Here is a 22,138-nt window from a genome sequence, read left to right on the forward strand (position 1 = left end):
CCTCTATAACCATGGGCTAGGTGGCGAAACACGACCACCCGCTGTATCGCGCCATGCTTGCGCTAACAAATTGCGTAAAGCGCGTGATTCAATGCATTTATATCGTGCGCTCGGCAAAGCGCGAATTTGATTTCGCCACAACCGTAATCCATGCCAAACCCGCTCTAACTGACAAGCCCCCCAAGCACCGAGCCAACCATGATGCTTGCGGTAGTACAGCATGGCACTACGCATTCGCCAGAGAGACAATTGACTACCATGCGCATTAAAGTGTTGCCCCTCAACCTTGGCCGATGAAACGCCGCCAATATGCACCGCACGCCAATCAGGCTGATACCAGACTTCAAATCCTGCTGTTTTTATCCGTCGACACAGATCAACTTCTTCAAAATACAAAAAGAAACGTTCATCAAATACGCCCACCTGCGCCAAAATAGCCGCATTGAGCACGACAAATGCCCCAGGCACCCAATCAACTGGACTGGCAAGATTAGGGTCGGCCCAAGTTCGATCGACTCGGCCAAAAAAACGTGATTTTGCAAAACGATTCGATAGGCCGCTGATCACCAAAAAATCATTGAGCACCGAAGGAAAACAACGCGCCGAAGGCTGATCTTGACCATTTTCAGCCAGCAAACGGCCGCCCGCCATACCAATATGCGGGCGCTCTTGCAGCCAAGAAACTGCACAGGTCAAAGCATGAGCCTCAGGTCGAGCATCCGGATTAACCAAGGCTAAAAATTGTCCTTGCGCCGCTTTAAATGCCAAATTATTACCCGCAGCAAAGCCCAAATTAACCTTGCTTTGCAATACGCAAATCTCGCTATCGAAAGCCCTTATCTGCGCCACGCTGGCATCACGACTGGCGTTATCGACCACAATAACTTCATAGTGCAGCCCCAAGCACGCTTGATGAATACTGGCTAAGCAGCTGACAATTTCAGCCTCATTGTTGTACGCCACAACAATCACACTGAGTATTGGTTTGAGTGAGTTCAGCGGCATCATGCTTTCTCCTGCTCGATATGCCGCACTGAACGTTGCCACGATGCGCCAGAACGACTGCTGCGCACAATATGTGGCAACTGCATGATTTTCCAGACGATATACATCGGTGCGGCCAACACTGCGCGGCATCGCATCACTCGCGGCAACTCAAATAATGCCATTGCGGCGTGCGCGATTAAAACCAAGATCCCTAACGCCCCCAAAATCAGAGGCCAACCACCCGTACTACACGCCAACAACAGCAATAAGGCATGCTGACTAAGCGGCAATAAAAGCAAATCTTGTAGCGCTGGCCATAACTGAGTTTCACCGCGGCCAATGCCTTGAATCAAGGGCCACAGATTGCTTCGCATCATCGCCAAGCGACCGCCTTCCCAGCGCTGGCGCTGTGCTTTGGCGTGCTCGCCTTGTGGCATCTCACCATAAACCGCCACATCCTCTAACCAAGCTAATTTGCAATTGGCACGAGCTAAAGACAATTGATATTCCAAATCCTCAACAATCGATCCCGCCCGATAAGGTACACGGCGTAAAGTGGCATTAGACAATGCAAAGCCATTACCCAGTAAGCCAACCCCCTCTCCCAAAGCCGATCGGCCACGAGGTCGAATCACATTAAACGCTTGTAAGGCCCAATGTTTTAACGGGGCGTTCATATCACCACTCGCGCAATGCGGTGCATAACGGGCTTGAATGCCATCGGGTTGCTCCGCCATTTTGCACCGCAAAACGGCTAAAAAATGAGGGTCGAGCGTACTGTCGGCATCAACAATCAAATACCACGGTACATCCGGCAATAATGCAAAAGCGGCCGCTAGGGCATGACCTTTACCACGCTCATTGGCTTGTCGTTCCAACACCATGGCGCCATGCGCTCGCGCCACTTGCGCCGTATCATCCGTACAATGATCGGCAATCACCAAAACATGACAACGCCCATCCGCTTGTGCTTGCGCAACTAAGGCTGACAGTGTTTTGGGCAAACTCGCCGCCTCATTATGCGCCGGTACCAAGATTAAAATTTGCTCAGTCACTGGCGCTAAATGCGGCGATACAGCGGGTCGACGCGCCGCCCACGTCCATCTTGCCAATGACCAACTGCCCGGTAGTGTGAGCAATGCCGCACCCGCAGCGACGCCTTGCATTAATTCAAGCCACATGATGTTTCTCCTGACCATAAAAAACCTGCACTCTTGCCACGCGTAAAGCGGCGCTTTCCGGCTCAAGCACATCCTGACGTCGATTAAATTCAGCAGCCCATGGCAATTGACTGTTTTCTTGCTTCAAACGATCAATCCATTCATCCAAGCTGCAAATCACTTTGGCCGGAACACCAGCAACGACACTATTGGCTGGCACATCACGCGTCACCACCGAGTTCGCGGCGACAATGGCATTAGGTCCGATACATACGCCGGGTAAGATAATCGCCTGATGACCAATAAATACATTGTCACGAATATCGATTTTTCCGACCCGATCTAAATGAAGACCAAAGGCGAGATTCACCATATTCACCGCGCCATCATGACCAAATAAGGTGCAACCCGATAAGTGCACGTTATTACCAAGACGGACATAACTCGGATCAGTAATGGTGACATTCATATTGATGGCGCAATTTTCACCGATGGCATAAAACCCGCCCCAACGTTTTAAATATACCGTCCATTCATAAGCAAATGGCTGACATATACGGCGGTATAGCCATACAAACCTTTTATTCTGATGTGCCTGTTTATATACCCAGTTAGAAAATGCTTTTTTTATGAATTTAAGCATGACGAACACCCCCACAAAAATCGCTAAAGCACTGCGCTAACTGATCGAGGTTTTGCGCCAAGCAATATCGCTTTGCCACTGTGATCTGTGCCTCTGCGGTAAAGCACGAGCGTAAATCGGCATCGTTGACCAAACGAGCAATGGCCAAACTGAGTGCGTGAACGTCGCCCGGAGGCACTAAATAACCATTCACATTGTGTTCAATCAACTCAGGAATTCCGGCCACCCGCGTACTAATGCACGGCAAGCCAGATGCCATCGCTTCCATCAAAACCACCGGAATGCCTTCGTCAAAACTGGGCAACACGAAAAGATCAGCCTCGGCGTAAAGCTGACGTACGGCCTCTTTACTGAGCGGCCCTGTAAGCTCAACATCTAAACTTAAATTCAATTGCTCAATTTGCTGACGCAGTAAATCTTCACTCGGCCCAGCACCACATAAAATCAATCGCAAACTCATCCCTTCGCGACGCAATGCGGCAATGGCATTGAGCAGTACAATTTGTCCTTTTGCTGGTGTCAAACGCCCCACACACAGCACGGTAAACACCTCAGCGCCATGCCGTTTTGGTAGCGCATAGTGATCAAAAATACCCAAACGAACCACGTGTATTTTTGACCAATCTTGCGGGTGGCTAAATTGCATTAATTGGCTACGTGCAAATTGGCTAATGCATACAATCCAATCGGCGGCAGCGACTTTAGCCGCCAATTGCTGCCCTGCCACATCATGAAATTCATCGGGCCCGTGTATGGTATAAGACAAAGTACAGGCACTAATCCGCTTAGCGAGCACGCCCACCAGCGCCGCTTCATTGCCAAAATGCACATGCAAATGGGTCGTCGATTGCTGCTGCATCCAACGCACTAACAGCATGGCCTCTAGCCAATAAGCTAAAGCCAAGAGATGCCCCCGCAGACCGGGCCTTGCCAACTGCCAAGCCAAGCGCACACTCGCGAGAACGGCAATGCAATTGCACTGCCAGATCACGCGCAAGACATCAAAAATCAGGGTTGCGCGTGACCAGCTTTTAAGTACCCGCGTATTTAATTGCTCTTGCTGCTCAAGCTCATCCAAGGCTTGCAGTGCACGGACATCGGGATTCACACTCACGGTCTCCACGCGCCAACCCCGCTCACGCAAACCCAACACTTCGCGCAAAATAAAGGTATGAGAGGCGGCGGGATAAGCGCTGACTAAATAGGCTAAGGCTGGAAGTTCAATCATGTTGCACTCCTGCGAGACCGTCTCGCTATAAGACTATTAAAAGTCGGAACGCCATTCACCTTGTGTCCAGATTGCAAAATCGAAGGGCTAATCTCGCAAACGATTGACTCGTCGTCATGCAATGCTTTCTTCTGGACGTAAAAAAAGGGCCTTACGGCCCTTTTGCTCTGTTTTAAACTCAAAACGCTTTAATTTTGCGGTGAAAGATCGGTCAGCGCTGCGCTTTCTTCTTGCAATAAGCGGCATAACATTCGGCTTAGCGCCGGATAAAACGCCACTTGAGTTACGATCGTTTGGCATTTTTGGCTAAATTCTGGCACCCAGCGCAGCAAAGACGCCACTAGCTCTTGCTCGTCCAGCGCTTTGCCGGTCATCGCCAGCCAAGACAACAACTCAAGCTGAATCGCCAAATGATCGGCCGCTTCAGGGTAGTTGCTATCTAAGCCTAGGCCGTAGCGCTCTAGCTTTTCACGCATGGCTTTTTCTTCTGGACCAAACAGCGTTTTATGCTCGCCCAAATAACACGACGCATACGGCAAAGCACTGCTTTTAACGTCTAACAAAAAACACATGGTGTAATCGGCCGCCAATTCAAGCTGGGCATCGGGCAGATCACGTAAAGCATTGATCGCGCCTTGCATATCCTGAACTTCAGCGGCAAATCCAGCTTGCGCCAGCACGTCAAATAGCGGCTCAGCAGCACCGGAAAACCAAGTCTGTAGCTGTGCCTCGCTTAACTCACGCGCATAGAGCGTCGCAAACCAAGCGTATAAAGCCGCGCGTTGATCGGCAGGCGCCGCTTCTGCTGGCTCCGGTGTTACTGTGCTGGCATTCATTTAGGCATCACCTCAGTTGGGCCACCAAACGCAGTCACTGCGGGGGCTTTTCCTTTGTATTTTTCAACTTCAACCACGCAAGTATTGGCACTAATGGCCTGCGCCAAGCTCGACGTACCAATGTCTTGCGTCATGGTATTGGGGTCACCATAGGTATCGAGTGCACCAATTTCGGGGCCAGTTGGGCCATACCAAGCGCCTTCTTGCAAACGTACCACGCCTTTAGGGAAATCACTGGAAACATGCGCGCCAACCAAGGCTTGACCACGATCATTAAACACCCGAACCAAATCACCATGCTTAATACCACGTTGTCGCGCGTCTTCTGGACTCATAAACAAAGGCTCGCGCCCTTGAATCGCATACGTTGCCCGCATCGGTTCCGAATCACACATTTGCGAATGCAAGCGTTTATCCGGGTGCGCCGATTGCATCCACAACGGGAAGCGTTTTGAATTCGGACCGCCGTGTGAGCGCTCGCTTTTTTCCATCCATACCGGATGCCCCGGGCAATCGGCGTAATTATAGCTAGCGATTTTCCGACTAAAGATTTCAATAAAACCCGATGGCGTTCCTAAGGCGTTGATTTCCGCGTCTTCACGGAAATCAGCGTGCCGCACCCATGGTTTGCCCGCAGGGAATAACACAAAGCCTTTGGCCCAGAATTCTTTAAATGGCGGCATTGGGAATTTACTGCCGTTTTCCTTGCGACAATTTTCGTACAAGAATGCCAGCCACTGCATTTCATCCATATTGCGGCTGTATTCTTTGTCGCGACCAAAGCGCTGCGTTAAGCCCCGGAAAATCTCAAAGTCCGTTTTAGAACTAAACAGTGGATCAACCAGTTTTTGCATCGCAATCACGCCACGGCCACTGTACGAGCCATACGCGTCAATATCGTTACGCTCAAATTGCGTACACGCTGGCAAGACGATATCGGCAAAGCGGCAGGTTGCCGTCCACGTGTAATCCACCGCCACCACGGTTTCGAGACGGTGGAAGGCTTTTTTCATGCGATTACGGTCTTGCTGGCGATGCCATTGATTGCAACCGCTATAAATCGCCATTTTATACGGCGGCAATTTAACTTTCTGGCCGTTGTAATCAATCACCTTACCGGGTTCTAGCAATGCGTCGATCGCTCGAGCGCACGGAATCATTGGGCTATAGCCTTTGTAATCAGTGTTGGTGTATTTCGGTTTTTTACCCGGATCTAAATTCAACGGGAAAGAACCTGGCATTGCAGCGCCCGAAGACGGCACGCCAATCGAGCTGTAGTGATGGGCATAACTAATCCCGCCGCCTGGCAAACCAATTTGCCCCAACATCGCCGCCAACACCGCGCCCATCCAATATGGTTGCTCGCCATGCTGTTGACGCTGCACCGCCCAGCCAAAAATCAGCTGGGTACGCCCGCTAGCCATCAAGCGCGCCAATTCACGAATTTGCTGCGCTTTGACGCCGCAAATTTTCTCGGCCCATTCTGGCGTTTTTGCCGTTTTGTCCGCGCCTTGCCCTAATAGATAAGGCAAGAATTTTTCAAAACCGAGGGTATACGCATCAAGGAATTGCTGGTCATGCAGTTTCTCGGTATACAGCGTATGCGCCAAACCCATCATCAACGCCACATCCGTCAATGGATTGACGTATTGCTTTTCGCAGCCTAGATAGTTTTGCGTTTTGCTTTTCACCGGATCAATGCTGATCACGCGAATTTCTTTCTTGGCGATCTTGTTTTTTAGTTGCTCAAGGTAGGCGAAAGATTCATGCGTTTCGCAATTCCAACCTACTTGCAAGTTTTTAACCGGATCACTGGCCCAAAAAATAACGGTTTTACTTTCTTTGAGGATGACTTCCCACGAAGTGCCTTGTGAATACACTTCGGTTGAACCCAGTACATACGGCAAAATCACCTGCCCAGCACCGGTCGAATAATCCCCTGCGGTAGAAATCGTATGCCCGTGCATATTCATTGCTCGCAACATATGATTGCCGCAGGTATGAAATTGCCCAGTCTGACGCCAACCGACCAAACCGGTGTGCATCGCCCACGGACCATAGCTGGTTTGCACCCGCTCGAGCTCGGAATAAAACAGATCTAAAGCTTGATCCCAAGTCACACGGACAAAGCGGTTGTCCCCGCGTTGGGTGGTGTCACTCTTGTGGCCATTTTTGAGCCAATCTAAGCGCACCATCGGGTAGCGAATCCGCGATGGGCTGTAGATCAAGCCGATAATGCCTTGAATCATTTCGGTGGGGTATTTATCAAATTCAAACGCTTTGATTTCAACCACTTTACCGCCAGCCACACGGGCACGAATCGCGCCCCAGTGTGAACCGGTGATTTTCCAATCGGTGCCACTGCCGGTAACGGCAGCCGCTTTGGCTTCGCTTTCGCGAGAGAGTAATAAACTAGGGCTTACTAACGCAGCCACTGTGGCCAGCGACAAACCCTTTAAAAATACACGGCGTGAGTTCTGAGTCATGAGCTTATTCAATTAGTGGCTAGGTTTTTTAAAATCTGACGAATTATTTTGTAGGTATTTCAGTACCAAGCCTTGGGTATCTTTATCCATGCTAGTAAAACCGACCATCCCACCAAATAACCCCGGCCAGGTATTTGCATCAAAATGCGCTTCGTCCGGCTGCTTATGGCAAACACTACAGCTATTTTTGTAACTGTCTTTGGCCACCGACCAGATTGGATCGGTACTCGCCACCACTTCGCCTTTTTTAATCCAGAACGTAGCTGACGATTTTTGCCAAATCAAACCGGTATTTGGATCTTCTTTACTTTCTGCAATTTTCACCAATTGCTTATCTTGCGCGACGGCTTTTTCAAGGGTGGCAACAGTGATGTTTTTAGCAAAATGACCATACCAAACACGGCCAAAGCCTTTGCTCTTACGCCAAGCCGAAACTTCCACCTGCTGCGCATCGCCTTTCTCTTGCAGCACTTTAACTGGCGCACCAACTTCCAACTTACCCGCCACTTTGCTCATGGCTTCATCCAAGTACAATTCACGCGGATACACATTAAAGTAAGTGCCACCGACTTTGACGCTTTCATTGCCAGCCGCTTGAATCAAGCCATCAAATGCTGGATTACGCGCATCGGTTTTTTCTGGCTTTTTATGCGCAATCCCTTGATGGCAATCGACACAACTTTGATTACGCTCTGCCGCACCGCGCATTGCTTCACGCGATGTTTCGCGCATTTTTTCAAAGTCCATGCTGTTGTAGTCATGGCAAGTACGGCATTCTTTGGAGCCATTGGCTTTAAAGCGATCCCACTCGTTTTGCGCCAAACGAGCTCGGTTGGCTTCAAATTTTTCTGGCGTATCGATTTTGCCGGTTAGGTGCGACCAAACCTCAACACTGGCTTGAATCTTACGCGCCATTTTGTCGGTAAAGTCATGCGGCACATGGCAATCGGAGCACTGCGCCCGCACGCCTGAGCGATTACTCCAATGCACTGTTTCTTTAAGTTCTTCTTGGTTTTGATGCATGGTGTGGCAGCTAACACAGAATTCTTCAGTGTTGGTCGCAGCCATCCCCGCATTAAAGCCTTGCCACGCCAAAATACCGGCAATAAAACCCACCGTCACCAAAACACCCAGGCCAATCTTGGCCGCTGGTTTGCAAAATAAATTTCGCAACCAGATCCATATTTTTTTCATAAACAAATCCAATTCATCAATACATAAAAAGCGAGATAAAAATCTCGCTTTACGCGCCGGGCAAGCCGATTAAAAAAATCTGCAACAAGCGCACAATCAAACCATAGGTGGCAATCGCGCCAAACATCGCAATTGGCAAGCCCACAAAGGCCAACAGCAATAATTTTTTCCACTCGCTATTGCGCGTTTTTTCTGCTGTCATTTCTGTCATTATTACCAATATCCAATTTTTTAATTCAAACTAACGCTCACTGCAATACACAGCAAACTCTCAATATATTAATAATTATCCGCGCTCTAATTAATTATTTCAGTTAACTTTTACCTACAAAAAAATTATTTAAACAATGTATTTGTTTATTCTGGTGGCTACTTTACAAATCGCCATTCAAGCACGAACAACAATAGCTACATCTAAATGAGCCACAGAAAAATAATTTAGAAACCATTAGGTTAAATAAAACAGAGGCCATCAGAGAACAGCATAAAAAAAACAAAAATTACCGCTAATTTATTTAAAATTAACCCACAAAACAAAGCACCACATTGACCTCAATCAACAATGCCGTGCGTGTAAAGATACAGAAAGATACTCAGCACAAAAACCAACCGTTGCTCAGCTAACAAAACCCAACAAAAACAACTTATTTACAGCAAAATACCAAAAAAATCACATTACTCGCCGTAAATATTAACACCAACACTTACAAACACTCCCTTACAATGGCTCGCAGCAAATACCCATCTGACTGACAAAACCTCGGTTTACACCGACTCGTTTGATTCTTACTTACAAGGTACTCGATGCATTTAAATACACTGTTAACGCTGTTTGCTGTCGCATTACTGAGTGCATGCTCAAGCGGAGAAGATCTGCCAGCACCCGAAGCATCGAGCACTCCAACTCCGGTCATTGCCAGCTCACCACCAGCCGCAAGTAAGACCCCAAATTCAAGTAGCGCTCACCAAGAAAATGGCCTTCCTCCTGTCATTGAGCAATTTTAAATTGCCAGACAGGTTGCCCGACAAGGGCGCAGATTTAATTTTTCAATTCATAAAATTCAAGGCCACACATGAAGCGTCATTTCATCCAGCATTTACTCATATCGACCAGCCTACTTGCCGCCAGCACCGGCGCATTCGCTCACGGCTATATGACCGAGCCGACCTCACGGGCTTATTTATGCAAAATTGGCGGCAATAGCCAATGCGGCGCAGTGCAATGGGAACCACAAAGTATTGAAGCACCGTCTGGATTTCCAGCCCAAGGCCCTGCCGACGGCAAAATTGCCAGCGCCGGCCATATTCAGTTTTCGGAATTAGATGCGCAAACCAGCGATCGCTGGACCAAGCGCGACATCAAAGCTGGCCCACAAAACATGAGCTGGTTTTTTACCGCCAATCACGCTACCCGCAATTGGCGCTACTACATCACCCAACAAGACTGGAATCCAAATCAAGCACTGACTCGCGCGGCGTTTGATCTCAAGCCTTTTTGTGAAGTGGATGGCGGCATGCAAAAGCCAAACCCACAAACCAGTCACCTTTGCACCGTACCGCAGCGCACCGGCTATCAAGTGATTTTGGGCGTCTGGGAAGTGGGCGACACCGTTAATAGTTTTTACAATGTGGTTGACGTCATGTTTGACGACAATGGCGGCCAACCCGCTCCCGACTGGCGTCAAGGCGGCAGCATCCACCCTTCGGTCGATCTAAAATCGGGCGATCGAGTGATGACACGCGTTTTTGACCAAAACGGCGAACGCCCTCAGCTGCAAACCACACTCACAATTGCCAATAGCACCCAAGGCCAGCGCAATAACTGGGCGCACGCTCTGGCGAGCAAAATCAACCAAGAACAACAGCACATTCGTGCCGGACAAAAAGCCAGTAATGGCCAATTTGGCCCCGTATATGGTTTAAATCCAATTTATTTGAAAACCAGTAGCGGCTTAAGTCGGGTTGAGATTCAAATCGAGCAAAAGCAACCACCGCTGGTCAATAGCGTTCAAGTCAGTAATCTCGCTCGTGAATACAGCATCCAAGACGGCAAAGTGACGCTAACTTTTAATGTCGCAGCGCAAGGCGACTTAAACGTCAGCAATACGGTTTACAACCATGGTGGCGTTGCCCAAGGCCAAAGCGAAGCCAGCCTAAACAACAGCAACAAAACCTTTACCATGGCGCTGAGCAATGTAAAAGCTGGCCATCATCAGCTGGTGGTGAAAGGCTCGCCTAAAAATGGCGGCGCTTATGTACAGCAAACGCTCGATATGATGTTTAACGACGCCACTGCGGGTGGGCAATATGATTTTGTCTTCCCTGCATCAATTAAATCGTATCAAGCAGGTACTTTGGTCAAACAAGAGAAAGACGGCAAAACGTATCGCTGCAAGCCGTTTCCATACAGTGGCTACTGCTCGCAATGGTCAAGTAGCGCAACACAATACGAGCCTGGCGTTGGCTCACACTGGTCATCGGCTTGGGATGAAGTGAAATAATTAATCGAAATTAAAATTAAAGCGCACGATATCGTGCGCTTTAATGATGACGGCATAAGTATTACGTCGTCAATTTAATGGTATCGACGCCGTTGTTCATGTGCATTATTGCCCTTATAAAGGGTAATTTATCCTCTTCGATTATTGATTTAATTCTGCGACACTCAAATGCATGATTGACTTTAAATAAAAGCACACCGAATGAATTGGATTGATCTATTGCAAACACAAGCAATTAGCTATGCACCTAAATTAATATCAGCACTGATCGCGCTGTTTATTGGCTGGAAACTCATCGGCGTTGCCAGCCAGCTTTTAGAAAAAATGCTGACGCGTAGCAATGTCGAAGCCACCCTCCAGCATTTTTTGGGCAGTCTGGCCAATGTGGCATTAAAAGCACTGTTACTGATTAGTGCGGCATCAATGATCGGCATTGAGACCACGTCATTTATTGCGATTTTGGGTGCGGCAGGTTTAGCCATTGGTTTGGCACTGCAAGGCAGCTTGAGTAATTTTGCCGGTGGCGTACTGATTTTAATGTTTAAACCCTTTAAAGCCGGTGACTATATTGAGGCGCAAGGCCAAGCCGGTACGGTCGAAGGGATTCAAATTTTTACTACGCGTTTACGCACACCCGATAATAAACTCATCGTCATCCCCAACGGCCCCTTAGCCAATGGCAATCTCACCAATTACTCGGCCATGTCCACCCGCCGCGTCGATTTTGTCTTTGGTGTTGGCTATGACGACGACATTGACCACACCCGCTCAGTGATTTTGTCGGTACTCCAGCAAGATTCGCGCATTCATGCGGATCCTGCCCCGCTGGTGGTGGTGTCATCGCTAGGCGACAGCTCGGTGAATTTCACCGTTCGCGTCTGGACCAATAGCGAAGATTACTGGCCGGTGTTTTTTGATACCACCGAACAAGTCAAAAAAGCCTTTGATGCGGCCAAGATTTCAATCCCTTACCCGCAACGCACCGTGCATCATATTCAGCATACTGAAAAATAAACGGCGGCAATTGAGCGCGCCCGGCTTATTACGGAATTCAAGACAATAAAAAACCGGCAATGCCGGTTTTTTATTGCGCTGCAGTTTAGCGTGGCTCAGCCCACTGCGCGTATTCGGGCAAGTCGACAAAATTGAGCCAAGGCACATCGTGCGACATCCAGATGTGCTGACTAGCACGCAAACTTGGGTCTTCATCTAAAGTGGCCACGCGTAGCACCCACATGGGCTTGCCGACTTTTTTAGCTAATAGATGACTGCCGCATTGCGAACAAAAATAACGCACTTTATCCGCTGACGACGCATATTCACTCAGCTGATCTTCTCCCGCGAGCCAACGAAATTGCTCAGGGCGCACACCGGCGGCTGAATTAAATGCCGCCGCATGCGTTTTACGGCAGGTCTGACAATGACAGTGCGAAATTGGCGTCGCCAATTCATCGACCGCATAACGCACGGCTTTACACGCGCAAGATCCTTGCAAACTCATCTGCATTCCCCTTTATTCAGTCACTCAGTCACAGCACCAGCGATATCAAGCCTCATCACCGGCAATCAGTTTTTTAAGCACTTCAGCTTTGGCAGCATCGTAATCGGCAACGGTAATCAAGTCTTGCGCTAGCAAGGCTTTTAATTGTTGCAACTGCAATTGCGGCGCGCTCATTAGGGGGGCTGAATTGGCAGCATCAGCATGGCTTGCGCCATCGGCCAGTTCAGCCGCCCGATTGGGCGGCGCGGTTGGTGCCAGCGCAGAATTCATCGCCGATGCCATCACTTGCCCAGCGGCAACGCCTGCACCTAAACCCACGCCCAATCCCGCCAAGCCACTGTCGTTTTGCGCGGCGAGCACCATCGATTGGGCGGCTTGATATTGGCTAAACGCCCCCAGATCACCAATCATCTGCATTGATATTTTGTTATCAAGGGCTTTTTGTAATTCATCGGGTAAGGAAATATTTTCTAGCGTAAAGGTGTCGAGCAGCAGTCCGTATTGCGCAAATTGCAAACGCAGTGCCGCGCCAATGCGCTCGGCCATTAAGCCTTGATGACTCGCCATATCCAAAAAAGGCACGTCAGAGCTGGCTAACACCTGCGTCATCGTCGAGACCACCTGATTACGCAACTGCAGCTCGACATCATCGCAAGTATAAACATCACGCGTACCGCTGATTTGGCTAAAAAACAGCTGTGGATCGACGATTTGATAGGCATAAACGCCAAAAGCGCGCATTCGAACCATGCCAAAATCAGCGTCTCGCAGCGTAATCGGCTGCGGCGTGCCCCACTTGCGGCCCAGCTGCAAACGCGTACTCATAAAGTACACATCCGACTTAAACGGCGACTCGAATAATTTGTCCCAATTTTTAAGCGCAGTCAGTACCGGCAAAGTGCGCGTGGTCAGCGTATATCGACCGGGAGTAAAGACATCGGCAAACTGGCCTTCATTTAAAAACACCGCCATTTGTGATTCGCGCACCGTGAGACTAGCACCATATTGAATTTCACAATTGGCCTGTGGAAATCGACAAGCCAATACGCCATCTTCATCTTCATTCCACTGCAGTATGTCGATGAACTGATTATGAATAAACGATCCTAGACCCATACCCTCTTCCTCTTCCTCACAATCAAATCGACAAAAAAAACCGCCCCATTGACATCGACAACTTCATAACGCGCCACAACGCAATGCATCTGGCCTATGCAATATCGCAGTTTTGTCAGCCATCAGCAAGCCAGCAGTCGATTTATGCTGGGCATTGCTCAATTGAAATCAACAGTAGTTTTTAAATACCAGAAAAGTTGCATGCTGAACTGACTCATTCAGCGACTAAGCACTTCAACGAAGGCAGCAGCGCATGATTTAGACTTGCATATTCAACGCTTTGCCTAGCGCCAAAATCCTCGGCCAAAGCCAGCCACCTAGGTCAATAGCCGATTTGGCAATTGCTGTAATGCATCGGCATTAGAAGGGGAAAACACCATTTCAATGGCTTCAGGCAAACTCACCCAACGATATTGCGTGTGTTCCCGTGGTGCAATCGTCACCGGACTGCCGCTGGGTACCGCAACACTAAAAACATGCTCGGTATTGTGCGTAACCCCCGGCGCGTAGCGATGTCGCCAGCGCGCAAAGATTTCAAATTCACTGGCGTGTTGCCAATCGCGCACCGCATCGGCACTGACTTGCAAACCAGTCTCTTCAAACAGTTCACGCACGGCAGTATCAATCAGGCATTCATTGGCTTCGCAACTCCCCGTTACCGATTGCCAAGCGCCAGCAAAATCAGCGCGCTCGAGCAATAAAATCTGTAAATCCGGGGTGTGAATGACAAGTAATATAGAAATAGGCTGTTTATAGGGCATGGCGCATTATACAATTGCCAGTCCAAGCTGCCAGCTGTTCTTCAGGCAAACACCATGTTTGACGCACTTACCCTCAAAAAACAGTTCCCGATTTTTAGTCATTATCCCGAACTGATCTATCTAGATAATGCCGCAACACAGCAAAAACCGCTTGCGGTGCTCGATGCCGAGCGGTTTTATTACGAACACCACAATGCTAATGTGCATCGCGGCGCGCATCGTTTAGCCACTGCGGCCACCGAAGCTTTTGAAAATGCTAGGCATAGCGTGGCGCAATTTATCAATGCCGTCAGCGACGATGAAATTGTATTTACGCGTGGCACCACCGAAGCCATCAATTTAGTCGCCAATACTTGGGGCAATACGCTGACTGCGGGCGATGAGATCATCCTATCAACGCTCGAGCATCACGCCAATATCGTGCCGTGGCAAATGCTGGCTGAGCGCCGTGGGCTAAAGCTAAAAATCATCCAGCTTGATGCGCAAGGCGCGCTGGATTTAACGCATTTTTTAAGTTTGCTATCGAACAAAACCAAATTAGTCGCGATCAGCCAAGTCTCAAACGCCATCGGCAGCATTCAGCCAGTGCAGTGGATTTGTCAGCAAGCCCATCGCTATGGCGCAAAAGTGCTGATCGATGGCGCACAAGCCATCGCCCACAGCGCAATCGATGTGCAAGACATTGGCGCTGATTTTTATGTGTTCTCGGGTCACAAAATCTACGGCCCTACGGGTATTGGCGTACTCTATGCGCATGCCAAGCTCTTAAATGAGATACCCCCTTGGCAAGGTGGCGGAGAAATGATTGCAACGGTGTCATTTTCGCAAACCACGTATGCCGCAGCGCCCTATCGTTTTGAAGCCGGTACGCCGCCGATTGCGCAAGCGGTCGGCCTCGCCGCAGCGCTCAACTGGCTCAATCAACAAGACCGCATCGCGCTCGCCGCGCATGAAATCGCGCTGCGCCAGCAACTTGAAGCGGGGCTGGCCCAAATGCCAGCGGTCAAAATTCACGGCCACAGCGCCAATAAAGCGGCGATTACTTCAATGACTTTTATGGATGCGCATCCGTATGACGTCGCCCAATTTCTCGATCACCAGCACATTGCCGTTCGAGTTGGCCATCACTGCGCGCAACCTTTACTGCAATCGCTGGGCTTAAGCGGCACTTTACGCGCCTCATTTGCCGCCTATAACACCCCTCACGATGTGAGCGTTTTTTTAAATAGCCTGCAGCAGACTTTAGCTGTATTGAGTGAATCATGACTTTTCCGCAGCACCCATTTGGCATTAGCCTGCAAGACAACGCCATCAGCCTTGATGATTTAAGTCAACGCCTCTCTCAAGCACCGGGCTGGGAAGGTAAAAGTCGTTTACTGGTGCAGCTGGCCAAAGCATTGCCTGAATTTCCTACTGAGCTTCGCTGCGACGAACACCGAGTTACTGGCTGTGAAAGCCAAGTTTGGTTATTAATCCAAGCCAACAACGGCAAGTACGAAATCGCCGCCGATAGCGACTCAAAAATCATCAAAGGGCTACTCACCTTGATTTTGGCGGCTTACCACGGCCGCAGCGCCGAAGAAATCCAGCAATTTGACTTTAACGCGTGGCTCAATCAACTCGGCCTGCATCGATTTTTATCCGCCAGTCGTGGCAACGGCCTAGCGGCAATAGTCACAAAGATCAAACAGGGCGCAATTTCGATGACATAATGACGCCTTTCTTGCGTCGGACTGTTATTTAAATCGGCGCATTCGAAGCTAAGCCAACTCAGGGAGACACCATGCTTAAACTAAAAACAATCATTAGCTGTATCGGACTATCTGCGGCCATCATCGCGATGCCAGCTGTGGCTGAAAAAACCTATACCGTTGCCACCGACGCTACTTTTGCACCGTTTGAATCACTGAGCAAAAACCGCGAAATCGTTGGTTTTGACGCCGACATCATTAAAGCCATCGCCGCCAAGCAAGGCTTCAAAGTTAAAATGAACAACACGCCATGGGAAGGCCTATTTGTTAGCCTTAACAATGGCGAGCGCGACATTGTGATTGCGGCGGTGACCATCACCCCTGAACGCCAAAAAAGCATGGATTTTTCAGCCCCTTATTTTGATGCCAAGCAATTGATTGTGGTGAAAGAAAACAGCCCAATCAAACAGTTTAGCGACCTGAAAGGCAAAAAAGTCGGCGTACAAAATGGCACTACCGGTGACACCGTGGTGCAAAAACAATTTGGCAAAACCAATCCAGACATTCGCCGCTATGAAAACATCACTTTAGCGCTCTCTGAATTAAGTAATAGTGGCGTGAGCGCGGTCGTTGCCGATAACGCCGTGGTGAGAAATTACCTAGTCAACAATCCAAAACAAAAGTTTCGTTTAATCGACGACACTAGCTTTGAAGTTGAACACTACGGTATCGCCGTACGTAAAGGCAACACCCAATTACTCAACGAAATTAATGCCGGTATTGCAGGTATTAAAGCCGACGGCACGTATCAAAAAATACAAAATAAATATTTCGGCAAATAATTACGCTGAGTCTCTATTAAAAAACGGTGCATCAATTGCACCGTTTTTTAATTCATGTCGATCGCTTTGTTTTGCACTATTGCCATTTAGCAGGCATACCAGAATGGGTAAAAATGGGATTTTAATCGCCAGAAAGTACCTTGCAACACGGCAATCGCTCTATTAGTATCTAAAAATCATCTTGGTGGAAACAAAGACTCCCTTGAATTACGATACTCGAGCACTCATTGCATGCACAGACTGCGATTTGCTGATCCAAGCACCGCAGCTTAAACAGCCCGAAAACACCAACACCACGGCACTTTGTCCGCGCTGCAATGCCGTCTTGCTTAAACAAGCCAATCACAGCGTTTCACGCACCTTAGCTTTAGCCATCGCCGCTTTTGTCATGCTGTTGCTCGCCAATGCCTTTCCGATCTTAACGCTACAAATTGGTAGCGAAAGCATTTCGTGCTCCATTTTTGGTGCTGCCAATACGCTCTATCAGCAAGGTATGTGGTATTTGTCGGTCATTATCATCATCACCACCATCCTCACCCCAGCCATGCAGTTACTGATCTTGATCTACTTATTACTGCCCATTGCTCTGGGCAAACGTCCTCAATTTATTATTGTGCCGATGAAAATATTTAATGCCTTACACCCGTGGAGCATGATCGAAGTCTTTATGCTGGGCATTTTGATTTCACTGAGTAAACTCATGGGCATGGCTCGTATTGAGCCCGATATTGCACTCTGGTCGATTGCGATACTCATGCTGCTATTAACCGCCACATTATCTACCTTCAATCCAAAGCAGATTTGGCGGCTATTAAGTCCGGTACCCCAATAATGGCCAAACCTTTCACCGCCAGCGCGCTGCGCCTATTGAACTGCCAACAATGCGGCCAACTCTCAAAACAAATTAGCCCCGTTCAATATTGCCCACGCTGCCAAACACGGCTGCATTTTCGCAAACCCAATAGCCTACAGCGAACTTGGGCATTTATTATTGCAGCGTATATTTTATATATTCCGGCTAATTTACTGCCGGTAATGAATACCAGCTCTATTCTTAGCAATGAAAAAGACACGATTTTAAGTGGCGTCTTTTATTTATGGACTTCGGGCTCTTGGCCGCTGGCCATTTTGGTGTTTGCTGCCAGCATTACCATTCCAGGGCTTAAATTGCTGATCTTAACCTTGCTCGCTTGGACGGCCAGCCGCAAAAAACAATGGCGAAACCTAGAAAGAGCACGGCTATTTCGGATTGTTGAGTTGATTGGTCGCTGGTCGATGCTGGATATTTTTGTCACCGCAATGATGGTCGGACTGGTGCGCTTCGGCCCAATTGCCTCCGTCACCGCAGGACCTGGCGCCATCGCCTTTGCCTTAGTGGTGATTTGCACCATGTTGGCGGCACTTTCATTTGATCCTAGATTGATCTGGGATTTACCATCGGACGAACAAGACAAAGAAAATGACTGAATCACACAATACTCCCGCAGCCGACGAAATCGATGAGCGCGCCGTTGCACAGGCCAAAATCAAACCCAAGCGGATACGCCCGACCTTAATTTGGCTTATCCCGTTTATTGCCGCTCTGGCTGCCGGCTGGATTGGCGTCCAAGCGATCATGCACAAAGGGCCGACCATCACCATTGAATTTAATAGTGCGGATGGTCTGGAGTCGGGCAAAACCAAGGTCAAATATAAAGATGTGGTGATTGGTACGGTTAGCAGTGTGGCATTAAGCCAAGATCATCAGCGCGTCAAAGTCACCGCTGAAATGACCCATGGCAGCGATAGTTTATTAGGGGAACAATCGAGATTTTGGGTCGTTCGCCCGGTCATCTCTGGCGGCACGGTCTCTGGCTTAGGCACTTTACTTTCTGGTTCATATATTGCACTGGACCCCACCCGCAAACCCGATAGCAAACGTTTTTTTACTGGTTTAGAAACTCAACCGGTCATTACCTCCAATCAGCCGGGCCGGGAATTCTCCCTCAAAGCCCAAAACATGGGTTCAATCAGTAATGGCACACCGATTTTCTTTCGCCGTTTACAGGTGGGTGAAGTGACGTCATTTAAACTCGATCCAAGTGGTGAGTTTATTTCGGTTTCAATTTTTATACACGCGCCATACGATCAATTTGTCACTGAAAATAGTCGCTTCTGGCATGCCAGCGGCATTGATGTTGCACTCAATAGCAACGGTCTGAGCATTGAAACGCAATCCTTAGCATCGGTCGTGATTGGCGGCTTAGCATTCCAATCTCCGCCAGGAGAAGATGCGGGCACCGTTGCCAAAGCGCGCAGCAGCTTTTTATTGGCCGACAATAAAGCCGCCGCAATGAAAAGCAGTGATAGCTACAAACTGCCCTTTGTGATTCACTTTAAAGATTCGGTCCGAGGTCTTTCGGTCGGCGCTGCCGTTGATTTTCGAGGCATCCAAGTAGGCGAAGTGCAATCAATTAAATTGGTTTTAGCCAAAAACAAAACCGATATTGAGCTACCGATTACCATTGCCATTTACCCAGAACGTTTCCGTAATTTGCAAACCGATGACAATCAAATCCTCAGCGTGGCCGATCAGAAAAAAATCATCAATCGCTTAGTCGAAAACGGCATGCGCGCGCAAATGCGAACCAGTAATCTGATCACAGGGCAGCTTTATATCGCGCTCGATTACGCGCCCAATGCTAAAAAAGCGAAAATTAATTGGGCCAGCAATCCACCGCAAATGCCGAGCGTAAACAGTAGCTTGAATGAAATTCAAGAAAGAATTGCATCGATCGTGAAAAAGATGGATCAAATCCCGCTGCAATCAATCGGACAAAATGCCGACCAAACACTTAAAATGCTGCAACAAACGCTCGCATCAAGTAATGCATTAATTCAAAAAATTGATCAAGAGCTGGTCCCTGAGGCCAAAGGCACATTAAGCAGCGCACAAGGGGCATTTAAACAAGTACAAACCACCTTGCAGCCGGAATCACCGGTACAGCAAAATTTAGATCAAACACTGCAAGAACTTAGCAAGGCCGCACAATCATTACGTGCATTATCGGACTATCTGACTCGTCATCCAGAAGCACTCATTCAAGGTCGTAAGGCAGATCAACCATGAAAATAAAACCATCGCGCTGCCTCTTTTTTATCGCCGCATTCTTACTTTCGCTAACTGGCTGCAGCAGTCCGAAAGAATACTTTTACACGCTGAGTGCAACGGCAAAGCCTAATGTGCAATGGCAAACCGCCAGAAACATTTACATCAACCCGATCCACATTCCTGCCAGCGTCGATCGTCCTCCGATTGTGATCCAAAAAACCCCGCAGCAAGTGACCTTACTTGAGCAACGCCTTTGGGCGTCGCCCCTTAAAGATCAAATCCTCAGTGTGCTGGCGCTCAATCTAACGCGCCTCAGTCAAAACCCCAACATCAATACTTGGCCGCAACTGCCGGCAAAAAACACCGAGCTCACGATATCGATGCAAGTACTTCGCTTTGAATCCATACCCAATCAAGGCATTACACTTGAAGTGCAATGGACTTTCTTAGATCGCGATTTTAAAAGCATTAGCACCCAGCACGAGACCATCCATGAAACCGCAAGCGATGACAGCATCGATGCGCTGATTGTTGCGCACAACCAAGCGCTAGTCACATTGGCGTCCAAAGTTGCGCACACCCTCCCCAGCACCGAGCATTAACGATGACTCTGGCTTATGACTTGGCTATGACTCTTGGCGATCCATCGCTTGCTGCAATTGCCGCCGCCATTTTTTACTCGGGCGGCCCTTGATATCAGGATGGTCAAAATGCGGTTGTAATTGCTGTGCGTACCGATCTCGTTCACGCCGAATGCTACTTTCTGGTGTTTCTTGATATAAAGCTCGCGCGGTTTCCGCCGATCCACGCTGCTGACTCAATTGCAAGATATGCACCTCAAACACCCCATGTGCAGCTTGAACCTTAATTAAGTCGCCAACTTTAAGCGGCAAAGCGCATTTAGCGCGCTGACCTTGGTGATGTACATGTCCGGCTTCAATCGCACGTGCGGCGCACGAGCGGGTTTTAAAAAATCGCGCGGCCCACAACCACTTATCTAAGCGAATTTTTTCTAGCATGATTAAACACAGTTAAAATACAAAATGACATTCTACGATGATTCGAAGTGCCAATATGGATAAAGCAACAACGCAACAGTTAAAGCGCTTACGACAGCAATTGCGTGAAGCAAAAAAAACACAGCACATACCCGTCGTGCCAAAGACCAAGACCGCCCAAGAGACGGATCACGCGCTTTTTTTAGCCGCAATGAAAGACGTACAAGCACTACCCAGCCCTGCAACAGTACAACACCTGCGCCCAATTCCGAGTCCTTGGCCCAAAGGCTTACACGTTGCCAGTCCGATTTTAAATGACACAATGAGCGATTTTTGGCCATGGGATGAACTTGAAGCCGGTGAAGAGCTCATGCATATGAAACCTGGTCAAAAACTCGACACCCTGCGTAAACTCAAACGCGGCGATTGGCGCGTCGAAGCCGAGCTTGATTTGCATGGTGAAAACATCGACTCCGCACGCAGCCAAGTGGCGCAATTTTTGTCTCATTGCCAGCAGCGACGACTTCGCTGTGCGCGCATCATTCACGGCAAAGGCATCAGCTCAGTCGATGGGATTCCGGTGCTGAAGCTCAAACTCAAAAATTGGCTGGTCCAAATGCCCGAGGTGTTGGCTTTTGCCCAAGCCAATCCATTTCAAGGCAGCGCTGGCGCGGTCTTAATCCTTATAAAATCAGGCCAACAATGAAACTCTCTAACCATAAAGCGTATTTACGCATCGCCTTTTATCTGTGGATGGCATGCATTTGGATCGGCTCTTTAATTCCACTCGGACCACCGAGCAGCGACAATCATGGCGATAAAATCGAGCACTTTATTGGCTACGCCATTCTGGCTGGTTTAGCCCAATTGATTTGGCAGCAGCCACGGCGCGCTTGGCTACTGGCAAGCTTAATGGGCATTGCCGTCGAACTGGCTCAAGCTTGCACCTCATGGCGCAGCTTTGATGTATACGACATGCTGGCCAATACGATTGGCGCGGCAATCGGCACCTTATTAGCCTACCTTTATTTACGCCATACGCAGATCACTTAAACGCGTTCCACCAAAGCCGATGGTAACAATGCATTGCTTGACGCTTCAAG

At 48.7% G+C, this 22,138-nt stretch carries 23 protein-coding genes; 11 read left to right on the top strand and 12 right to left on the bottom strand.

The features are described from left to right. Positions 1 to 3: 3 nt before the first annotated feature. The 8 genes from Q0V82_RS06255 to Q0V82_RS06290 all read right to left on the bottom strand — a co-directional run bounded on the left by Q0V82_RS06255 (position 4) and on the right by Q0V82_RS06290 (position 8,745). On the bottom strand, positions 4 to 1,008 hold the full coding sequence (locus Q0V82_RS06255; protein WP_297573713.1) for a glycosyltransferase family 2 protein: 1,005 nt from the start codon (positions 1,006 to 1,008) through the stop codon (positions 4 to 6). Then, positions 1,005 to 2,168 (bottom strand): glycosyltransferase family 2 protein, encoded by a 1,164-nt coding sequence (locus Q0V82_RS06260; RefSeq protein ID WP_297573715.1) that lies wholly within the window; start codon positions 2,166 to 2,168, stop codon positions 1,005 to 1,007. The genes Q0V82_RS06255 and Q0V82_RS06260 overlap by 4 nt, the downstream gene beginning before the upstream one ends. After that, the gene (locus Q0V82_RS06265) at positions 2,158 to 2,616 is read right to left on the bottom strand and encodes a DapH/DapD/GlmU-related protein (RefSeq protein ID WP_297573718.1); all 459 of its coding nucleotides are present in this window, start codon (positions 2,614 to 2,616) and stop codon (positions 2,158 to 2,160) included. Before Q0V82_RS06265 ends, Q0V82_RS06260 begins: the two co-directional genes overlap by 11 nt. A gap of 166 nt (positions 2,617 to 2,782) precedes the next feature. Then, positions 2,783 to 4,018 carry a glycosyltransferase family 4 protein gene (locus tag Q0V82_RS06270; RefSeq protein ID WP_297573721.1) on the bottom strand — a complete coding sequence of 412 codons (1,236 nt, stop codon included), beginning with the start codon at positions 4,016 to 4,018 and terminating at the stop codon, positions 2,783 to 2,785. Between the two features lie 188 nt (positions 4,019 to 4,206). After that, entirely contained in the window at positions 4,207 to 4,854 is a 648-nt protein-coding gene (gene torD, locus Q0V82_RS06275; RefSeq protein WP_297573724.1) for a molecular chaperone TorD, read from the bottom strand. Beyond that, positions 4,851 to 7,340 carry a trimethylamine-N-oxide reductase TorA gene (gene torA / locus Q0V82_RS06280; RefSeq protein WP_297573727.1) on the bottom strand — a complete coding sequence of 830 codons (2,490 nt, stop codon included), beginning with the start codon at positions 7,338 to 7,340 and terminating at the stop codon, positions 4,851 to 4,853. The genes torD and torA overlap by 4 nt, the downstream gene beginning before the upstream one ends. A 12-nt stretch (positions 7,341 to 7,352) precedes the next feature. After that, positions 7,353 to 8,534 carry a pentaheme c-type cytochrome TorC gene (torC, locus tag Q0V82_RS06285; RefSeq protein ID WP_297573730.1) on the bottom strand — a complete coding sequence of 394 codons (1,182 nt, stop codon included), beginning with the start codon at positions 8,532 to 8,534 and terminating at the stop codon, positions 7,353 to 7,355. Positions 8,535 to 8,583: 49 nt separating this feature from the next. Next, on the bottom strand, positions 8,584 to 8,745 hold the full coding sequence (locus Q0V82_RS06290; protein WP_297573733.1) for a hypothetical protein: 162 nt from the start codon (positions 8,743 to 8,745) through the stop codon (positions 8,584 to 8,586). 862 nt (positions 8,746 to 9,607) lie between these two features. Between Q0V82_RS06290 and gbpA the strand changes: the two genes are divergently transcribed. Continuing rightward, positions 9,608 to 11,035 carry an N-acetylglucosamine-binding protein GbpA gene (gene gbpA / locus Q0V82_RS06295; protein ID WP_297573736.1) on the top strand — a complete coding sequence of 476 codons (1,428 nt, stop codon included), beginning with the start codon at positions 9,608 to 9,610 and terminating at the stop codon, positions 11,033 to 11,035. A 201-nt stretch (positions 11,036 to 11,236) separates the two neighbouring features. Continuing rightward, positions 11,237 to 12,049 (top strand): mechanosensitive ion channel family protein, encoded by an 813-nt coding sequence (locus tag Q0V82_RS06300; protein ID WP_297573739.1) that lies wholly within the window; start codon positions 11,237 to 11,239, stop codon positions 12,047 to 12,049. A gap of 85 nt (positions 12,050 to 12,134) precedes the next feature. On the opposite strand, the gene Q0V82_RS06305 is transcribed toward Q0V82_RS06300, so the two are convergent. The 3 genes from Q0V82_RS06305 to nudB all read right to left on the bottom strand — a co-directional run bounded on the left by Q0V82_RS06305 (position 12,135) and on the right by nudB (position 14,413). Then, positions 12,135 to 12,536 carry a GFA family protein gene (locus tag Q0V82_RS06305; protein ID WP_297573742.1) on the bottom strand — a complete coding sequence of 134 codons (402 nt, stop codon included), beginning with the start codon at positions 12,534 to 12,536 and terminating at the stop codon, positions 12,135 to 12,137. A 45-nt stretch (positions 12,537 to 12,581) separates the two neighbouring features. Further along, positions 12,582 to 13,652: an SPFH domain-containing protein gene (locus Q0V82_RS06310; protein WP_297573745.1), complete on the bottom strand. Its 1,071-nt coding sequence runs from the start codon at positions 13,650 to 13,652 to the stop codon at positions 12,582 to 12,584. A gap of 317 nt (positions 13,653 to 13,969) precedes the next feature. After that, on the bottom strand, positions 13,970 to 14,413 hold the full coding sequence (gene nudB / locus Q0V82_RS06315) for a dihydroneopterin triphosphate diphosphatase (protein ID WP_297573748.1): 444 nt from the start codon (positions 14,411 to 14,413) through the stop codon (positions 13,970 to 13,972). Between the two features lie 54 nt (positions 14,414 to 14,467). Between nudB and Q0V82_RS06320 the strand changes: the two genes are divergently transcribed. From Q0V82_RS06320 to Q0V82_RS06350, 7 genes are all read left to right on the top strand, one after another. Next, on the top strand, positions 14,468 to 15,679 hold the full coding sequence (locus Q0V82_RS06320) for a cysteine desulfurase (RefSeq protein WP_297573751.1): 1,212 nt from the start codon (positions 14,468 to 14,470) through the stop codon (positions 15,677 to 15,679). Continuing rightward, on the top strand, positions 15,676 to 16,125 hold the full coding sequence (locus tag Q0V82_RS06325) for a SufE family protein (RefSeq protein ID WP_297573754.1): 450 nt from the start codon (positions 15,676 to 15,678) through the stop codon (positions 16,123 to 16,125). The genes Q0V82_RS06320 and Q0V82_RS06325 overlap by 4 nt, the downstream gene beginning before the upstream one ends. 71 nt (positions 16,126 to 16,196) lie before the next feature. Then, positions 16,197 to 16,946: a basic amino acid ABC transporter substrate-binding protein gene (locus Q0V82_RS06330; protein ID WP_297573757.1), complete on the top strand. Its 750-nt coding sequence runs from the start codon at positions 16,197 to 16,199 to the stop codon at positions 16,944 to 16,946. A 247-nt stretch (positions 16,947 to 17,193) separates the two neighbouring features. Continuing rightward, on the top strand, positions 17,194 to 17,778 hold the full coding sequence (locus Q0V82_RS06335) for a paraquat-inducible protein A (protein WP_297573760.1): 585 nt from the start codon (positions 17,194 to 17,196) through the stop codon (positions 17,776 to 17,778). After that, positions 17,778 to 18,413: a paraquat-inducible protein A gene (locus tag Q0V82_RS06340; RefSeq protein ID WP_297573763.1), complete on the top strand. Its 636-nt coding sequence runs from the start codon at positions 17,778 to 17,780 to the stop codon at positions 18,411 to 18,413. The genes Q0V82_RS06335 and Q0V82_RS06340 overlap by 1 nt, the downstream gene beginning before the upstream one ends. Then, positions 18,406 to 20,055, top strand: coding sequence for an intermembrane transport protein PqiB (locus tag Q0V82_RS06345; protein WP_297573766.1), 1,650 nt, complete (start codon positions 18,406 to 18,408; stop codon positions 20,053 to 20,055). The genes Q0V82_RS06340 and Q0V82_RS06345 overlap by 8 nt, the downstream gene beginning before the upstream one ends. Beyond that, positions 20,052 to 20,639 (top strand): membrane integrity-associated transporter subunit PqiC, encoded by a 588-nt coding sequence (locus tag Q0V82_RS06350; protein ID WP_297573769.1) that lies wholly within the window; start codon positions 20,052 to 20,054, stop codon positions 20,637 to 20,639. The genes Q0V82_RS06345 and Q0V82_RS06350 overlap by 4 nt, the downstream gene beginning before the upstream one ends. Before the next feature lie 24 nt (positions 20,640 to 20,663). Here Q0V82_RS06350 and Q0V82_RS06355 read toward each other — a convergent pair whose 3' ends face one another. Further along, positions 20,664 to 21,056, bottom strand: coding sequence for an RNA-binding S4 domain-containing protein (locus Q0V82_RS06355; RefSeq protein ID WP_297573772.1), 393 nt, complete (start codon positions 21,054 to 21,056; stop codon positions 20,664 to 20,666). A 55-nt stretch (positions 21,057 to 21,111) separates the two neighbouring features. Here Q0V82_RS06355 and Q0V82_RS06360 point away from each other — a divergent pair, with 55 nt between their 5' ends. Then, on the top strand, positions 21,112 to 21,741 hold the full coding sequence (locus tag Q0V82_RS06360; RefSeq protein ID WP_297573774.1) for a Smr/MutS family protein: 630 nt from the start codon (positions 21,112 to 21,114) through the stop codon (positions 21,739 to 21,741). Next, positions 21,738 to 22,088 carry a VanZ family protein gene (locus tag Q0V82_RS06365; protein ID WP_297573776.1) on the top strand — a complete coding sequence of 117 codons (351 nt, stop codon included), beginning with the start codon at positions 21,738 to 21,740 and terminating at the stop codon, positions 22,086 to 22,088. Before Q0V82_RS06360 ends, Q0V82_RS06365 begins: the two co-directional genes overlap by 4 nt. The last annotated feature ends 50 nt before the right edge of the window (positions 22,089 to 22,138 follow it).

It is taken from the genome of uncultured Deefgea sp., assembly GCF_947072475.1.
GTDB lineage: Bacteria > Pseudomonadota > Gammaproteobacteria > Burkholderiales > Chitinibacteraceae > Deefgea.

What these genes read in the sequence shown, in the direction of transcription:
- Q0V82_RS06255 (WP_297573713.1), bottom strand. Translation starts at nt 1,008, where the DNA reads ATGATGCCGCTGAACTCACTCAAACCAATACTCAGTGTGATTGTTGTG.
- Q0V82_RS06260 (WP_297573715.1), bottom strand. Translation starts at nt 2,168, where the DNA reads ATGTGGCTTGAATTAATGCAAGGCGTCGCTGCGGGTGCGGCATTGCTC.
- Q0V82_RS06265 (WP_297573718.1), bottom strand. Translation starts at nt 2,616, where the DNA reads ATGAATGTCACCATTACTGATCCGAGTTATGTCCGTCTTGGTAATAAC.
- Q0V82_RS06270 (WP_297573721.1), bottom strand. Translation starts at nt 4,018, where the DNA reads ATGATTGAACTTCCAGCCTTAGCCTATTTAGTCAGCGCTTATCCCGCC.
- torD (WP_297573724.1), bottom strand. Translation starts at nt 4,854, where the DNA reads ATGAATGCCAGCACAGTAACACCGGAGCCAGCAGAAGCGGCGCCTGCC.
- torA (WP_297573727.1), bottom strand. Translation starts at nt 7,340, where the DNA reads ATGACTCAGAACTCACGCCGTGTATTTTTAAAGGGTTTGTCGCTGGCC.
- torC (WP_297573730.1), bottom strand. Translation starts at nt 8,534, where the DNA reads ATGAAAAAAATATGGATCTGGTTGCGAAATTTATTTTGCAAACCAGCG.
- Q0V82_RS06290 (WP_297573733.1), bottom strand. Translation starts at nt 8,745, where the DNA reads ATGACAGAAATGACAGCAGAAAAAACGCGCAATAGCGAGTGGAAAAAA.
- gbpA (WP_297573736.1), top strand. Translation starts at nt 9,608, where the DNA reads ATGAAGCGTCATTTCATCCAGCATTTACTCATATCGACCAGCCTACTT.
- Q0V82_RS06300 (WP_297573739.1), top strand. Translation starts at nt 11,237, where the DNA reads ATGAATTGGATTGATCTATTGCAAACACAAGCAATTAGCTATGCACCT.
- Q0V82_RS06305 (WP_297573742.1), bottom strand. Translation starts at nt 12,536, where the DNA reads ATGAGTTTGCAAGGATCTTGCGCGTGTAAAGCCGTGCGTTATGCGGTC.
- Q0V82_RS06310 (WP_297573745.1), bottom strand. Translation starts at nt 13,652, where the DNA reads ATGGGTCTAGGATCGTTTATTCATAATCAGTTCATCGACATACTGCAG.
- nudB (WP_297573748.1), bottom strand. Translation starts at nt 14,413, where the DNA reads ATGCCCTATAAACAGCCTATTTCTATATTACTTGTCATTCACACCCCG.
- Q0V82_RS06320 (WP_297573751.1), top strand. Translation starts at nt 14,468, where the DNA reads ATGTTTGACGCACTTACCCTCAAAAAACAGTTCCCGATTTTTAGTCAT.
- Q0V82_RS06325 (WP_297573754.1), top strand. Translation starts at nt 15,676, where the DNA reads ATGACTTTTCCGCAGCACCCATTTGGCATTAGCCTGCAAGACAACGCC.
- Q0V82_RS06330 (WP_297573757.1), top strand. Translation starts at nt 16,197, where the DNA reads ATGCTTAAACTAAAAACAATCATTAGCTGTATCGGACTATCTGCGGCC.
- Q0V82_RS06340 (WP_297573763.1), top strand. Translation starts at nt 17,778, where the DNA reads ATGGCCAAACCTTTCACCGCCAGCGCGCTGCGCCTATTGAACTGCCAA.
- Q0V82_RS06345 (WP_297573766.1), top strand. Translation starts at nt 18,406, where the DNA reads ATGACTGAATCACACAATACTCCCGCAGCCGACGAAATCGATGAGCGC.
- Q0V82_RS06350 (WP_297573769.1), top strand. Translation starts at nt 20,052, where the DNA reads ATGAAAATAAAACCATCGCGCTGCCTCTTTTTTATCGCCGCATTCTTA.
- Q0V82_RS06355 (WP_297573772.1), bottom strand. Translation starts at nt 21,056, where the DNA reads ATGCTAGAAAAAATTCGCTTAGATAAGTGGTTGTGGGCCGCGCGATTT.
- Q0V82_RS06360 (WP_297573774.1), top strand. Translation starts at nt 21,112, where the DNA reads ATGGATAAAGCAACAACGCAACAGTTAAAGCGCTTACGACAGCAATTG.
- Q0V82_RS06365 (WP_297573776.1), top strand. Translation starts at nt 21,738, where the DNA reads ATGAAACTCTCTAACCATAAAGCGTATTTACGCATCGCCTTTTATCTG.